Annotated in this window: 13 protein-coding genes; 7 read left to right on the top strand and 6 right to left on the bottom strand. The window is 55.8% G+C overall.

What is annotated here, in order from left to right; all coding sequences use genetic code 11:
• Positions 1–5 precede the first annotated feature (5 nt).
• Positions 6–1,010: a tryptophan--tRNA ligase gene (trpS, locus tag AC6I8X_RS18595; protein ID WP_313682961.1), complete on the top strand. Its 1,005-nt coding sequence runs from the start codon at positions 6–8 to the stop codon at positions 1,008–1,010.
• A gap of 55 nt (positions 1,011–1,065) precedes the next feature.
• Here trpS and cysG read toward each other — a convergent pair whose 3' ends face one another.
• The 4 genes from cysG to nirB are packed head-to-tail and all read right to left on the bottom strand — an operon-like array spanning position 1,066 to position 6,172.
• Positions 1,066–2,430 (bottom strand): siroheme synthase CysG, encoded by a 1,365-nt coding sequence (gene cysG / locus AC6I8X_RS18590; RefSeq protein WP_497840264.1) that lies wholly within the window; start codon positions 2,428–2,430, stop codon positions 1,066–1,068.
• A gap of 44 nt (positions 2,431–2,474) precedes the next feature.
• Entirely contained in the window at positions 2,475–3,278 is an 804-nt protein-coding gene (gene nirC / locus AC6I8X_RS18585; protein WP_497840263.1) for a nitrite transporter NirC, read from the bottom strand.
• A gap of 30 nt (positions 3,279–3,308) precedes the next feature.
• Positions 3,309–3,635 (bottom strand): nitrite reductase small subunit NirD, encoded by a 327-nt coding sequence (gene nirD, locus AC6I8X_RS18580; protein WP_299447610.1) that lies wholly within the window; start codon positions 3,633–3,635, stop codon positions 3,309–3,311.
• Complete coding sequence (gene nirB, locus AC6I8X_RS18575) at positions 3,632–6,172, bottom strand: nitrite reductase large subunit NirB (protein ID WP_497840262.1); 2,541 nt, start codon at positions 6,170–6,172, stop codon at positions 3,632–3,634. The genes nirD and nirB overlap by 4 nt, the downstream gene beginning before the upstream one ends.
• A gap of 179 nt (positions 6,173–6,351) precedes the next feature.
• Between nirB and AC6I8X_RS18570 the strand changes: the two genes are divergently transcribed.
• Entirely contained in the window at positions 6,352–7,635 is a 1,284-nt protein-coding gene (locus tag AC6I8X_RS18570; protein WP_497840261.1) for a cytosine deaminase, read from the top strand.
• A gap of 33 nt (positions 7,636–7,668) precedes the next feature.
• Here AC6I8X_RS18570 and tsgA read toward each other — a convergent pair whose 3' ends face one another.
• Positions 7,669–8,847, bottom strand: a complete 1,179-nt coding sequence (tsgA, locus tag AC6I8X_RS18565; protein WP_313682972.1) for an MFS transporter TsgA — start codon at positions 8,845–8,847, stop codon at positions 7,669–7,671.
• Between the two features lie 264 nt (positions 8,848–9,111).
• On the opposite strand from tsgA, the gene ppiA reads away from it, so the two are divergent.
• From ppiA to argD, 5 genes are all read left to right on the top strand, one after another.
• Positions 9,112–9,684, top strand: a complete 573-nt coding sequence (gene ppiA, locus AC6I8X_RS18560; RefSeq protein ID WP_497840260.1) for a peptidylprolyl isomerase A — start codon at positions 9,112–9,114, stop codon at positions 9,682–9,684.
• Between the two features lie 99 nt (positions 9,685–9,783).
• Positions 9,784–9,954 carry a YhfG family protein gene (locus AC6I8X_RS18555; protein ID WP_299447599.1) on the top strand — a complete coding sequence of 57 codons (171 nt, stop codon included), beginning with the start codon at positions 9,784–9,786 and terminating at the stop codon, positions 9,952–9,954.
• Positions 9,944–10,537 carry a putative adenosine monophosphate-protein transferase Fic gene (locus AC6I8X_RS18550; RefSeq protein ID WP_299447596.1) on the top strand — a complete coding sequence of 198 codons (594 nt, stop codon included), beginning with the start codon at positions 9,944–9,946 and terminating at the stop codon, positions 10,535–10,537. The genes AC6I8X_RS18555 and AC6I8X_RS18550 overlap by 11 nt, the downstream gene beginning before the upstream one ends.
• Before the next feature lie 41 nt (positions 10,538–10,578).
• Positions 10,579–11,154 carry an aminodeoxychorismate synthase component II gene (locus tag AC6I8X_RS18545; protein WP_497840259.1) on the top strand — a complete coding sequence of 192 codons (576 nt, stop codon included), beginning with the start codon at positions 10,579–10,581 and terminating at the stop codon, positions 11,152–11,154.
• A gap of 87 nt (positions 11,155–11,241) precedes the next feature.
• On the top strand, positions 11,242–12,462 hold the full coding sequence (argD, locus tag AC6I8X_RS18540) for a bifunctional acetylornithine/succinyldiaminopimelate transaminase (RefSeq protein WP_299447589.1): 1,221 nt from the start codon (positions 11,242–11,244) through the stop codon (positions 12,460–12,462).
• Position 12,463: 1 nt separating this feature from the next.
• On the opposite strand, the gene AC6I8X_RS18535 is transcribed toward argD, so the two are convergent.
• The gene (locus AC6I8X_RS18535; RefSeq protein ID WP_299447586.1) at positions 12,464–14,539 is read right to left on the bottom strand and encodes a YccS/YhfK family putative transporter; all 2,076 of its coding nucleotides are present in this window, start codon (positions 14,537–14,539) and stop codon (positions 12,464–12,466) included.
• Between the last annotated feature and the right edge of the window lie 57 nt (positions 14,540–14,596).

Here is a 14,596-nt window from a genome sequence, read left to right as displayed (position 1 = left end):
TAAGCATGAGCAAACCCATCGTTTTCAGCGGCGCCCAGCCTTCAGGTGAACTGACCATTGGCAACTATATGGGTGCGCTGCGTCAGTGGGTGCAGATGCAGGATGATTTCCACTGCATTTACTGCATCGTCGATCTGCACGCCATTACCGTTCGCCAGGACCCGGTAGCGCTGCGTAAAGCTACGCTGGATACGCTGGCGTTGTATCTTGCCTGTGGTATCGATCCGAACAAGAGCACCATTTTTGTTCAGTCGCATGTGCCGGAGCACGCTCAACTGAGCTGGATCCTCAACTGCTACGCCTACTTCGGCGAGCTGAGCCGCATGACGCAGTTCAAAGACAAATCCGCCCGTTACGAAGAGAACATCAACGCCGGCCTGTTTGATTACCCGGTGCTGATGGCGGCTGACATCCTGCTGTATCAAACCAACCAGGTTCCGGTGGGGGAAGATCAGAAGCAGCATCTGGAACTGAGCCGCGATATCGCGCAGCGTTTCAACGCCCTGTATGGCGAGATCTTTAAGGTGCCGGAGCCGTTCATCCCGAAATCGGGTGCACGCGTGATGTCGCTGCTGGAACCGACCAAAAAGATGTCGAAATCCGACGACAATCGCAACAACGTGATTGGTCTGCTGGAAGATCCTAAAGCGGTGGTGAAGAAGATCAAACGTGCAGTGACGGATTCCGAAGAGCCGCCAGTGGTGCGCTATGACATCAAAGAGAAAGCCGGGGTATCGAACCTGCTGGATATTCTCGCGGGGGTGACGGGTAAAACCATCGCCGAGCTGGAACAGGAGTTCGAAGGCAAAATGTACGGCCACCTGAAAGGTGCGGTCGCGGATGCGGTTTCCGGCATGCTGAGCGAGTTGCAGGAGCGTTACAATCGCTATCGCAACGACGAAGCGTTCCTCAATCAGGTGATGCGTGATGGCGCGGCTAAAGCCCGTGCTCATGCGCAGGAAACGCTGAAGAAAGTCTACGAAGCCGTTGGCTTTGTTGCCCAGCCGTAAGCGGCAGCACAGGTAAACTAAGAGCGGCGGGCCATTATGGCCCGCCGTTTTGTTATCAGAACCAGCGCAACTGCGAACGCAGGCCGACCACGCGTCCCACAATAATCAGCGCCGGGCTGGCAAACTGTTGAGCCAGCGTCGCCAGCTCGCCAAGCCGACCCGTTGCCACGCGTTGTTGTGGCGTGGTGCCGTTTTGCACCAGCGCGACTGGCATATCAGCCTCCATGCCATGCAACATCAACTGCCGCTGAATCTCCGGTGCCTGCGTCAGGCCCATATAAAACACCAGCGTCTGCTGTTCCGCTGCCAGCTTTTGCCACTCAATTTCGCCATGCAGTTGCAAATGGCCCGTGACAAAACGCACGCTCTGCGCATGATCGCGGTGGGTGAGTGGAATGCCGCTATAGGCCGCACAGCCTGATGCGGCGGTAATGCCGGGCACCACGCTGAAAGGAATATCATGCTGCGCCAGCACTTCCAGCTCCTCACCCCCGCGACCAAAAATGAAGGGATCGCCACCTTTGAGTCGCACCACGCGTTTGCCACGTTGTGCCTGCTCCAGCAGCAATTGATTGATCTCCGATTGCGGAACGCAGTGGTGTCCGGCGTGTTTACCTACGAAGATGCGCTCCGCATCCCGGCGGACCAGGTTGAGAATCGGCTCTGACACCAGGCGGTCATACACCACCACATCAGCCTGCTGGATATGCTGTAAACCCTTCAGCGTCAGCAAACCTGCATCCCCTGGCCCGGCACCCACCAGCACCACTTCACCTTGCTGCGACAGCGGGGCATCGAACAACGTATCGACCAGGGCATCCGCGCGGGGTTGATCACCGTTGGCAAGTGTTTGCGCCAGTCGGTCACTGGCGAAGAAGCGCTCCCAGAAATGACGACGCTGCGCCATGCTGTTAAAACGTTTTTTCACCCGCTCACGCAGTGAACCCGCCAGGGTCGCCAGTTGCCCGAGATGTTGTGGCAGCATGGCTTCCAGTTTTTCGCGCAGCAGACGTGCCAGCACCGGTGCGCGGCCGCCAGAAGAGACGGCAATCATGAGCGGTGAGCGGTCAACAATCGAAGGCATGATGGCGCTGGCCTGCTCCGGTGCATCCACCAGATTACAAAAAATCCGGCGCGCTTCTGCGGCTGCGCCCACCTGCTGATTCACCGCATCATCATCGGTGGCGGCAATCACCAGCCAGCAGTCATCCAGCCAGGCCTCAGTGAAAGCTCCGCTCAGTAGCACCACTTTCCCTTGTTGCGCCCATTGCTGAAAAGCAGGGGAGAAATCCAGTGCGCCGACATGCAGGTCAGCACCGGCGTCCAGTAGCAGGCGTGCTTTACGCTCCGCGACATCACCACCGCCCACCAGTAAACAACGCTTGCTGTGAAGGCGACAAAACAGGGGAAAGTAATCCATAGCTGATCCTAAAAAAGCCCGCTTGGGGCGGGCTGTCATATGCGTTATGCCGATTTAAGTGCGCTGGTCTGGGTTTCCGGCTGTGGCCGTTGTGCCTGCGGTGTGGCGTACCAGTAACCGAGGCCCATCAGCACCATGCCAGAGAACATATTGCCCAGCGTCACCCACAGCAAATTATGGCCGATACCTTGCAACGTCAGGTCGGCATTATGCTGACCAAACCATGACAGCGCAAAGAGCGTCATATTGGCGACCGAGTGTTCGTAGCCAGAGGCGATAAACGCCAGCAGACACCACCAGATGGCAAGAAACTTTGCTGTGCCTTCGGTGCGTACGGCCATCCAAATCGCCAGGCAAACCAGCCAGTTACATAACGCGCCTTTAAAGAATAGCGCCATCGCGGTCTGGCTGGTTTTAGCCAGCGCAGCAGTGTGAATCAGGGAGCCGGGATTGGGCAGCAGTGCTCCTGCCGCATAGTAGTAAATCAACGCTACCAGCACCGAACCAAGCAAGTTGCCGAGCCAGGTCTGCGGCAGAACGCACCACATCTGGCCGTGGGTGATGGTCCTCGCTTTCACCCCAATGGTGAGGAACATGGTATGACCGGTAAACAGCTCCGATCCGGCGATAATCACCAGTGTCAGCGCGATACCAAAGGTTGCCCCCATTAACAGCGGACGGTATGCCGGGTCGGCAAGATTGCCGAGGGTGAAGATCAGGATAATCGCCAGCCCGACATAGGCACCTGCCATGGCCGCACCTATCCAGAATGCCAGCGGGCTTTGTTGCGCGGTGTGCGCTATGCGCGCCGCATTAGCGGCGCATTTTTCCAGGGTATCAGTAAACATAAAAAAATATCTCATAAAGTTAAAAATCAGTCAGGCGCACACTTCCACATGGCCATTACTGACGCGCACCGGGTAGCTCGCTACTGAACGTGAGGCATCCTCAAGGCAGAGACCGTCGCTCAGGCGGAAGCGTTGCTTTTTCAGCGGGCTGGCAACCCACAATGCCTGCTGATGCTCGGCGATAATGCCGCGTGATAGCACGCTGGCCTCGGCGAAGGGGTCGATATTGCTCAGGGCGTAGAGTTGCTCATCCTCTCTGGGACGGAAGATGGCAATTTGCTGTCCCTGAACCAGGGCGCATACACCGGTGGCGGGCAGAATCTGGTTCAGTTCGCAGACGGAATTCCACTGGCTCATACGTTGGTCTCCTCAATCAGGGTGACGTCAATACGTTCGGCGGGGCGCGCCGGGCGATGCTGATCGCGGACGTTGATATTCTGTATCAGCGGGTCACGCTGCGGGCTGTTGATAAAGGTGGGGAAATGGCTCTGCTGCTGTGGATCGTTAACAGTTGCCGCCCATTCGCACTCTGCCAGGTCACGCAGGCGCGCCAGTTCGCTCTCCAGCTGGCTGTTCAGACCGAGTTTGTCATCCACAATCACTTTGCGCAGGTAATCAATGCCGCCCTCCATATTTTCCAGCCAGACGGAGGTACGTTGCAGGCGGTCACCGGTACGGATGTAGAACATCATGAAACGGTCGAGATAATGCAGCAACGTGTCGCGATCGAGGTCGGCGGCCAGCAGGTCGGCGTGACGTGGTTTCATCCCACCGTTGCCGCACACGTACAGGTTCCAGCCTTTTTCCGTGGCGATTACGCCCACGTCCTTGCCCTGCGCTTCGGCGCATTCACGCGTACAACCAGAGACGCCAAACTTCATCTTGTGTGGGGTGCGGATGCCTTTGTAGCGGTTTTCCAGTTCGATGCCGAAACCCAGGCTGTCACCGACACCGTAGCGACACCAGGTACTGCCGACGCAGGTTTTCGCCATGCGCAACGCTTTGGCATAGGCCTGGCCGGTTTCAAAGCCAGCGGCAATCAGCTGTGACCAGATGGCGGGCAGGTCATCGCGTTGTGCGCCAAACAGGCCGATACGCTGCGAGCCAGTGATTTTGGTGTAGAGATGATACTGGCGTGCTACTGCGCCGATGGCCATCAACCCTTCCGGGCTGATTTCGCCGCCTGCAGAGCGTGGGATCACCGAATAGGTGCCGTCTTTCTGGATGTTGCCGAGGAACAGATCGTTGCTGTCCTGCAACGGCGTGTGTTGAGGCTTGAGAATGTGTTCGTTCCAGCAGGAGGCCAGCAGCGAACCGACAGTCGGTTTACACACTTCGCAACCATAACCCTGGCCGTATTTCGCCAGCAGCGCATCGAACGATTTGATCTCTTCGACCCGAATCAGGTGATACAGCTCCTGACGCGAATAAGGGAAGTGGGCGCACAGATGGTTGTTCACCTCGATACCCTGACGACTCAGTTCCGCATTCAGCACCTGCGTAATCAACGGAATACAACCGCCACAGCCCGTTCCCGCGCGGGTTTCAACTTTCAGTGCCGCAACGGTGTGGCAGCCATTCTTCACGGCGTTGACGATATCGCCCTTGCTGACATCGAAGCAGGAGCAGATTTGCGCGCTTTCCGGCAATGCATCAACGCCGATCGACGGCTTCTCGCCGCTGCCTGCGGGCAGGATCAGCAACTCCGGCCGTTCCGGCAGGGTGATTTTATTCAGCGCCAGCTGCAACAGGTTGCCGTAGTCGCTGGTATCACCCACCAGTACCGCGCCGAGCAGCGTTTTGTTGTCTTCACTGACGATCAGACGCTTGTAAATGGATCGTTGTTCATCGAGCCAGACATAGCTACGTGCGCCAGGCGTTCGTCCGTGGGCATCACCAATGCCGCCGACATCCACACCCAGCAGTTTTAGCTTGGCGCTCATATCCGCACCGGCAAAGATATTATCGCGGCCGACTAAGGTATCACTGGCGACCTGCGCCATTTTGTAACCGGGAGCCACCAGACCAAACGTCCGGTTCTGCCAGGCGGCACACTCACCAATGGCGAAAATGGCCGGATCGCTGGTTTGGCAGCGGTCATCAATGGCGATGCCCCCGCGCGGGCCGAGTGGCAGGCCACACTGCTTCGCCAGTTGGTCCTGCGGGCGAATGCCGGTGGAGAACACAATAAAATCGACGTCCAGTGCGCTGTCATCAGCGAATTGCAGGGTTTTACCGCCTTTGCTGTGATGAACAATTTGCCGGGTGTTTTTTGCCGTATGTACATACACACCCATCTGCTCAATCTTGCGACGCAGTTGTACGCCACCCTGGGCGTCGAGCTGCTCTGCCATCAGGACCGGCGCGAATTCGATCACATGGGTTTCAATGCCGAGATTTTTCAGCGCCCCTGCGGCTTCCAGCCCAAGCAGACCGCCACCAATCACCGCACCGCGTTGGCTGCGACGCGCACAGGCTTCAATCGCGTTAAGGTCTTCAATGGTGCGATAGACAAAACAGTCGCTGCCTTCCGAACCCTGAATCGGTGGGATCCACGGATAAGAGCCGGTCGCGAAAATCAGCGTGTCGTAATGCACCGCCCGGCCGGTATTGGAGTGAATCAGTTTTTCATCACGATTGATGGTAATGGCGCGTTCACCCAACAGCAGATTGACCTGATGTTTTTCATAGTAACCTTCGCGCACCAGCGAAAGTTCTTCTGCGGTGTGATGGGAAAAATAGGCGGACAGGTGGACACGGTCGTAAGCGACCCGCGGCTCTTCGCAAAAAACGGTGATCGCAAACTGGCCGGGTTCAGCCTTGTCGATCAGTTCTTCAATAAAGCGGTGGCCAACCATGCCGTTGCCAATAATGACGACGTTGTGTTTGCTCATGCTTGCCTCAAAATTAAAATATCTGAGGCTACCTTAACGTGCGCGTTCAGGGGCTTATTGATGCATATCAAATGCACTTTAATATACCTATTTTGAGGTATGTTACTGATTATGAACACATTCGTAGCGACGTCAGGTTCGTGCTAGCTTAAGACGTTGTGTTTCAACGGGAGAATGGCATGGCGACGACATCACTGAAGTGGATCAACAACCTGCGCTTAGCGGGGCGGGATGGGCTGTGGCAAATCGAAATCGAACAGGGAAAAATTACCCGCGTGGTGCCCCAGTCGGCAGCCTGTAGCGTGCAGGAAGGGGTGCTGGATGCGGAAGGTGGGCTGGCAAGCGCTCCCTTTATTGAGCCGCATATCCATCTTGATACCACGCAAACCGCTGGAGAACCTGCCTGGAATCAGTCTGGTACGCTGTTTGAGGGCATTGAACGCTGGGCTGAGCGTAAAGCGTTGCTCAGCCATAAAGATGTGAAACAGCGTGCGAAACAGACGCTGAAGTGGCAAATCGCCAACGGTATCCAGCATGTCCGTACCCATGTGGATGTCTCCGATCCCACGCTCACTGCGCTGAAAGCCATGCTGGAAGTGAAGGCGGAGATGGCACCGTGGATTGATATCCAGATTGTTGCCTTTCCGCAGGAAGGCATCCTGTCCTATCCCAACGGAGAAGCTCTGCTGGAAGAGGCGCTGCGCCTCGGTGCCGATGTGGTGGGCGCGATCCCCCATTACGAATTTACCCGTGAGTATGGCGTCGAGTCGTTACATAAAGCCTTTGCGCTGGCGAATCGTTATGACCGGCTGGTGGATGTGCACTGTGACGAAATCGATGATGAGCAGTCGCGCTTTGTGGAAACCGTGGCGGCGCTGGCTCACAGTGAGGGGATGGGTGAACGTGTTACCGCCAGCCATACCACGGCGATGCATTCGTATAACAACGCTTACACCTCGCGTTTATTCCGCCTGCTGCGCCTGTCAAAGATTAACTTTGTCGCCAACCCGCTGGTGAATATTCATTTGCAGGGCCGCTTTGACAGCTATCCGAAACGACGCGGCATCACCCGAGTGAAGGAGATGCTTGAGGCCAATATCAATGTCTGCTTCGGCCACGATGATGTGTTTGATCCCTGGTATCCATTGGGCACCGCCAACATGTTGCAGGTGCTGCATATGGGGCTGCACGTTTGCCAGCTGATGGGGTATGAACAGATTGACGCGGGATTGCAGCTGATCACCACCCATAGCGCCAAAACCCTGCAGCTGACGCATTACGGTATCGAACCGGGCAACGATGCCAGCCTGATTATTCTGCCGGCAGACAGCGGCTTTGATGCGGTGCGGCGTCAGGTGCCGGTGCGTTATTCGTTGAGAAAAGGCGAACTGGTGGCGGCAACGGAGCCAGCGCGAAGTGAAATCTATTTGCAGGAGGCGGAAGCGGTCACCTTCCGGCGTTAAGGAGCAGGGCGGACTGACGTCCGCCCCTCTATCTTAATGGGTAATATGACCGTGCTGGCGATGTTTGGTGACAAAGCCGAGCAGCACACACATCACGAACACCACGGCATACAAGCCATTCGCCGTTGCCAGTGCGGCATGTGCGCCACCACTCGCCACAATCGGGCCGGTAACCACAAAAGTCAGCATGGTACCGACGGTACCGCAGGTCAGGATAAAGTTGACCAGCTTCGGTGAGGACGCTTTGGTTTGCAGCGAGCCGAGGGTAATGATGGTGGTGTAGATGGCGCTGGAGCTGAAACCGAGCGTCATGATGATCCAGTGCAGCATATTGGCGTCACTGGTGCTGACAAACCAGTACATCAGCACGGTGGCAATGGCTGCCAACACCATCAGGATGCGTTGCAGATCAAAGAAGCGCAGCAGGAAGCTGAATACCCACATGCCCACCATATAGGCTGTCCAGAAATTCCCCACCAGCTGGCCCGCAGCCGCGATATCCATGCCCATGGTTTTGGTGGCATATTCCGGCACCCAGGAGATGAATCCGAGCTGACCGAGGATGTAGCACAGTGCGGCAATCGACAGGAATAGCACGCCGATACCCCATTTTTCTTTTTCCGCCGCCTGGGTTTCGCTGTTGTTTTTCAGCACCGGGAATTCCACGCACAGCGCCAGCACGAAGATGGCGAGGTAAATCACACCAATGCAGGCATAGACCCAGTACCACGGCAGAGCACGCGCAAGCAAAATACCCGCAATGATGGGAAACACCGTACCAGCCATACTGAAGAAGGAGTCAGTAAACAGCAGGCGTGAACCGCGCTGACGGCCATCATACAGATGGGTAATCAGGAAGGTACCGATCGACATGGTAATGCCGCTCACCACGCCGAGCACAAACATACACAGCGAGAACACGGACAGGTTGTGGCTGGTCATCAGACCCAATACCGCCAGCACCATCAGCACAAAGCCAAATATCAGCTGACGTTTTAACGGCACAATCACCATCAACCAGGCGTTCAGAAAGACGGCCACCAGAATGCCGGTATTGAGGAAGGTAAAGGTGTTGCTCATTTCTGAGATGGGTAACTGGAAATATTGCGCGATATTGTCCAGCACCATCCCGGTCACAATCACCAATGCGCCAGTCAGCGCATATGAGAAAAAGCTAATCCAGGTAAGGCCAATGCGATTACGGTTTGTCATGTTGGGAACCTGTTTTGAGCACCGAAGTTGGCAAAAAGTGTCATGAATTGTAAATGCAACTGTGACCTTAATAAACAAAGAGTGAAATATGGTTATCAGATTTCATTAATAGTGTGATTCAGGTCACGCAAATGATTGCGTGGCGCGGGATTGGGGACATTTACCGTCGCCGCGTAAATATAAGTAAAACGCTGGCTCTTGTATTACATGCTCTTTACAATCAATCTCGTTTTTGAGCTGGCTCTCCATGGTAAGGAATCTTTCATGTTTAAACGTACTTTGACAGCGGCCGTAGCCCTGTTAGCGCTCTCATCTATTTCCACTTCCGCCCTGGCGGCGAAAGGCGATCCCCATGTTCTGCTCACCACCTCTGCGGGCAATATCGAACTCGAATTGAATGCACAGAAAGCCCCGGTTTCGGTGAAAAACTTTGTTGATTACGTCAATAACGGTTTCTACAACAACACGATTTTCCATCGTGTGATCCCTGGCTTTATGGTGCAGGGTGGTGGCTTTACCACCGATATGCAGCAGAAGCAAACCAACGCACCGATTAAAAACGAGGCGGACAACGGCCTGCGTAACCTGCGTGGCACCATCGCGATGGCACGTACCGCAGAAAAAGACAGTGCGACCAGCCAGTTCTTTATTAATGTCGCCGACAATGCCTTCCTCGATCACGGTCAGCGTGATTTCGGCTACGCGGTATTTGGTAAAGTTGTGAAAGGAATGGATGTGGCCGATAAGATGGCTCAGGTGCCGACCAAAGATGTGGGTCCGTACCAGAATGTGCCGTCAAAACCGATCGTTATCCTTTCCGCGAAAGTCCTGCCCTGATTTATCGGCGCGTCATTGCGTGATGGCGCGTCCTGCCGCTCTCCGGCAAAGCGAATATTTGCTGCTTATACTTAGGGCAAATTGCTTGCCGGAGGCTCTATGACCAGCAAACTGACCGACAAACAGAAAGCCACGCTGTGGCAACAACGCCGTGCTGCCAGTTATCAGGCCAGCTGCCGTCTGGCGGGTTATGCGCTGAACGAAGCCGCGATCACGCCTGAACAGGCTTCAGCCCGGCTGACCTCGCTAAGGAGGCAATATGGCGGATAACACTCTGGCGGTACGCGATCCCTATCTGTGGCACAACGATAGCGTGCTGAAAAACCGTCTGGATATTCACGATAGTGCACAGTTACGCAAAGCTGAGCTGGCGTTCAGTGCTGCACGACTCGCCACGCTGGAACTGGCTCCGCGCAACAGCGGTATGCCATGGCTATGTCATATTCATCGCACGCTGTTTCAGGATCTCTACAGCTGGGCCGGTGAGTTGCGCACGGTCGATATCTGGCGCGATGACACCCCTTATTGCCACTGCGCTTATATCGAGAAAGAAGGCAACAGCCTGATGAGCGCGCTGGCGGATGAAGAAGGACTGGCCCATCTGGCGCAGGATGAGTTTGTCGCGCGCCTTGCACATTACTATTGCGAGATCTATGTGCTGCACCCGTTCCGGGCCGGTAATGGTCGAACCCAGCGTATCTTTTTCGAGCAGCTGGCGTTACATGCCGGTTATCTGCTGACGTGGGATAAGCTGGACCGTGATAGCTGGCGTGCGGCGATTCGCGATGCCGTCGAGGGCGATTTAACCGCGCTCAGCGCGCAATTTGCGAAAGTGGTAAGTCCCGCCCGTTAAAATGCGTAGAATGGCGGCGGTTTTACCGGCCTGAGGGCGTTATGCTGCTGCTAATTGATAATTACGACTCTTTCACCTGGAATCTCTACCAGTATTTCTGCCAGCTGGGCGCTGACGTCAGGGTGGTGCGCAATGATGCCATCACCCTGGACGAGATGGATGCGCTCCCTCTGAGCCATTTGGTGATTTCACCTGGCCCCTGTACCCCGGATCAGTCCGGTATCTCGCTGGCGGCCATCCGCCATTTTGCCGGTCGTCTGCCGATCCTCGGTGTGTGCCTCGGTCATCAGGCGATTGCTCAGGCTTATGGTGCCCAGGTGGTGCGTGCGCGTCAGGTAATGCATGGCAAAACGTCAGCGATTCGCCATAACGATAGCGGTGTGTTTCGCGGGCTGAACAATCCTCTCACCGTGACCCGTTACCATTCGCTGATTGTGGCGCGGGATTCTCTGCCTGACGCGTTTGAGGTCACGGCCTGGAGCCTGCGCGAGGGGGAGCCTGATGAAATTATGGGGTTCCGTCATAAAATGCTGCCACTGGAAGGGGTACAGTTCCATCCGGAAAGCATTCTCAGTGAACAGGGACATCAGCTGTTGGCAAATTTCCTGCGGCCTTAAGTTGTGTTTGCCTTTGTGTGATTTTTTATGCATATTTTGTGATTATAATTTCACGTCAACTCAACAAATAACCCGATGAGGTCGGCAATGGCAGCAGAAAAACTAGCGGTAACCCGGGAAACGTTCGATAACGTAATTTTGCCTGTTTATGCACCTGCGCAGTTTGTGCCGGTTAAAGGCAAGGGTAGCCGAGTCTGGGATCAGCAGGGCAAAGAATATATCGATTTTTCCGGCGGCATCGCAGTGACTGCGCTCGGCCATTGCCATCCAGCACTGGTGGAAACGCTGAAAACCCAGGGCGAAACCTTGTGGCACACCAGCAACGTATTTACCAATGAACCGGCGCTGCGCCTGGCAAGCAAACTGATTGCGGCCACCTTTGCCGAGCGCGTGTTCTTTGGCAACTCCGGTGCGGAAGCTAACGAAGCCGCGTTCAAACTGGCGCGTTATTACGCCTGCAAAAAACACAGCCCGTTCAAAAGCAAAATCATCGCCTTCCACAATGCGTTTCATGGACGCACGCTGTTTACCGTCTCGGTTGGCGGCCAGCCAAAATACTCCGATGGTTTTGGCCCAAAACCGGCGGATATCGTGCATGTGCCTTACAACGACCTGGCGGCGGTAAAAGCGGTCATTGATGATCACACTTGCGCCATCGTGGTCGAGCCGATTCAGGGCGAAGGTGGCGTGATGCCGGCTACCCCAGAATTTATGCAGGGTCTGCGTGCCTTATGCGATGAATACAAGGCGCTGCTGGTACTGGACGAAGTGCAGAGCGGCATGGGACGCAGTGGCAAACTGTTTGCTTACGAACACTACGGCATCACCCCGGACATTATCACCACGGCGAAAGCGCTGGGCGGTGGTTTCCCGGTGAGCGCCATGCTGACTACCAATGAAATCGCTTCAGTGATGGCACCTGGCGTGCACGGCACCACTTATGGCGGTAACCCGCTGGCCTGTGCGATTGCCGAAACGGCGCTGGATATCATCAACACGCCTGAAGTGCTGGACGGTGTCGAAGCTCGTCGTCAGCAGTTTGTCGCGGCGCTGAAAGCGCTGGATAGCAAGTTTGATCTGTTCAGTGACATCCGTGGCAAAGGCCTGCTGATTGGTGCAGCGCTGAAGCCGCAGCACGCCAGCAAAGCACGCGATATCCTGCATGCCGCTGCGGCGGAAGGTTTGATGATCCTGACAGCCGGTACCGATGTGATCCGTTTTGTCCCGTCGCTGGTGATTGAGCCGACCGATATCGAAGAAGGGATGGCGCGCTTTGCCGTGGCGGTAGAGAAGGTACTGGCGGCGTAATTCAGTTTTTCACCCGCAAGCCCATCAGCCAGCGACCATGATGCGGTCGCTGGCTCCACGCCAGTGAAGAGATGGTGTGCATCACATTAAGATGTTGCAGAATCCGCTTCACATGCTGCTCAACAATGGTCACCGCACCCTCATTAATATTTTCTGGCGCTTCCAGCACGTTACTGTCGTTGCCCGGCCCGTCATATTCCAGCCGCTGCTGACAACGCTGCAACGCGATTTCGCAGGATTGCAGATACTTCTCGGCGAGCTTTGGCGTCAGCATGGTGTGCTCGCGCGCCAGAATCGTCATGGCGTTGATGTGTTCGACAATAAACTGGCTGTGCGTCACCCATAAGCGCATATCTTTCAGATACTGCGGGTTAAAACCCGGTTCGGTCATCGCCTGATTGAGCGAGTTAAACATGGCGTTGTGTGCCTGGTTAACCTTAATGCGCTGGTACGCCAGCTTCTCCGGCGACTGCTCCGGCCCGAGCAGCAGCTGCAACGCTTCCTGGTCAGCCTCCAGCGCGTCATGTGCGTTCTTACGGAGCAAGCCGCTCTGCCACTGTGGCCACAGCCAAATCATGCCGCCAAAGGCAATCAGGCATCCCATCAGCGTATCCATCATGCGCGGCAGCAGGAACTGCGCACCGTTGAGCGACAGCAGCTGAAGCGAGTACACCGCCGTTACCGTAAAGCCAATCATTGACCAGCCATAATATTTACGCGTCACCAGATAGCTGGCGAGGGTGATCGCCAGCATAAACAGCAGGGTGATGGATTCCGGCACGGCAAAGCGCAGCGAGGCAGCCGCGATCAATAACCCGGCGAAGGTGCCGAGGGCACGGTGCTGGATACGTACGCGAGTGGCGCTGTAGCCGTTCTGGCTGACGAACATGGTGGTCATCAGAATCCAGTAGGGTTTGGGGATGTTAAAGAACAACGCCAGCGCGCTGCCAAACATCAGCATTACGGCAAAACGCGCTGCGGTGCGTAACGCCGGGGACTTTAGCGACAGGTAACTGCGCAGTGCCGGAAAAAACGGCAAACGTCGCTGGCGGTCGGCCATCAGGTCACGGGTATAAAGAGGTTTCTGCGTGCGCAGGACGCGGGCAATCCGGCTGAAGTGGTACAGGCAAAAATTTCCGACCGGATTATCCGGGTGCTGGCGCGCAATCTTTTCCAGCGCCCCGAGCTGCTTCTCCATATGAAAGCGCTCCGGCAACTGGTGATAGAGGATAGCATCGGCCAACAGTCGCAGCCGCGCCGATATGGTCTTCGCATTCCAGCGGATCACCGCTTCAGCATGGCTCTGCTCCACCAGTTTTTGCACTTCTTCAGGCTGATGCAGGCTGACCGAGATGTGTTCCTGGAGATCGAGTGCCACCTGGAAGGCACGCGTCAGACGTTTATGGCTGTTGTTTCGGCTGGCAGACAACATATGCATCTGCTGATAACAGGTGGTGATCAGATCGACCGCTTTTTGCTGCCGTGCCAGCAGCGGAGGCAGGGCTTTTTCCGGGTCGGTCAGCTGCGTTAGCAGGGTGTATTTGGCATCGCAATAATCTGCCAGTTCGCGATACAGCAGGCTGAGAGTTTCGCGCATCGGCTGTTCTTTCCACAGCCAGAACCAAAGCCAGTTAAACAGCCCGTACCATAGCGTCCCGCCGATATACAGCAGCGGTGGCACCCAAATGGGCATCCGCCCCGCCAGGCTTAGCGTGAAGATGGCGGCGATAAGGGTGCCGGGCAGCAAACGGCCATGTAGCGGGCTGATTTCGCCAGTGACGCCCACCAGTAGCGGCAGAGCCAGCATAATCAATGGCAGAGGAACGTGGTAATCCGTCAGCCATTGAATCAGAAAACTGCCGGTAGCAAACAGGGAACCGCCAACAATCAGGCGTTTAAAGAAACGTTTATGGGGCGTATCCAGGCCTGCGATATTGCAGCAGGCGGGAACCAGCGAGAACAGCAGCCCTTTTTGCAGGTCACCAAACAGCCAGCCGAGAGCCACGGGCAGGCAAAGCACCAGCGTTTGCCGCAGGGCGTAATTAACTTCGGGATGATAGATGATTCGACGCCACATCAGCTCATCGCAGACAAAAACGGCGCGATGTGACCATCACGCCGTGGGTGAGAAGGA

The sequence above is a fragment of the Pantoea sp. X-Soil-TKNS-1280 genome (genome assembly GCF_059730475.1).
This window is presented reverse-complemented; position numbering and strand designations above follow the sequence as displayed.

Excerpts from the sequence above, each read along its gene's own strand:
- AC6I8X_RS18570 (WP_497840261.1), top strand. The coding sequence starts at position 6,352 with ATGGCGACGACATCACTGAAGTGGATCAACAACCTGCGCTTAGCGGGG.
- argD (WP_299447589.1), top strand. The coding sequence starts at position 11,242 with ATGGCAGCAGAAAAACTAGCGGTAACCCGGGAAACGTTCGATAACGTA.
- tsgA (WP_313682972.1), bottom strand. The coding sequence starts at position 8,847 with ATGACAAACCGTAATCGCATTGGCCTTACCTGGATTAGCTTTTTCTCA.
- ppiA (WP_497840260.1), top strand. The coding sequence starts at position 9,112 with ATGTTTAAACGTACTTTGACAGCGGCCGTAGCCCTGTTAGCGCTCTCA.
- nirD (WP_299447610.1), bottom strand. The coding sequence starts at position 3,635 with ATGAGCCAGTGGAATTCCGTCTGCGAACTGAACCAGATTCTGCCCGCC.
- cysG (WP_497840264.1), bottom strand. The coding sequence starts at position 2,430 with ATGGATTACTTTCCCCTGTTTTGTCGCCTTCACAGCAAGCGTTGTTTA.
- AC6I8X_RS18555 (WP_299447599.1), top strand. The coding sequence starts at position 9,784 with ATGACCAGCAAACTGACCGACAAACAGAAAGCCACGCTGTGGCAACAA.
- AC6I8X_RS18535 (WP_299447586.1), bottom strand. The coding sequence starts at position 14,539 with ATGTGGCGTCGAATCATCTATCATCCCGAAGTTAATTACGCCCTGCGG.
- AC6I8X_RS18550 (WP_299447596.1), top strand. The coding sequence starts at position 9,944 with ATGGCGGATAACACTCTGGCGGTACGCGATCCCTATCTGTGGCACAAC.
- trpS (WP_313682961.1), top strand. The coding sequence starts at position 6 with ATGAGCAAACCCATCGTTTTCAGCGGCGCCCAGCCTTCAGGTGAACTG.
- AC6I8X_RS18545 (WP_497840259.1), top strand. The coding sequence starts at position 10,579 with ATGCTGCTGCTAATTGATAATTACGACTCTTTCACCTGGAATCTCTAC.
- nirC (WP_497840263.1), bottom strand. The coding sequence starts at position 3,278 with ATGTTTACTGATACCCTGGAAAAATGCGCCGCTAATGCGGCGCGCATA.
- nirB (WP_497840262.1), bottom strand. The coding sequence starts at position 6,172 with ATGAGCAAACACAACGTCGTCATTATTGGCAACGGCATGGTTGGCCAC.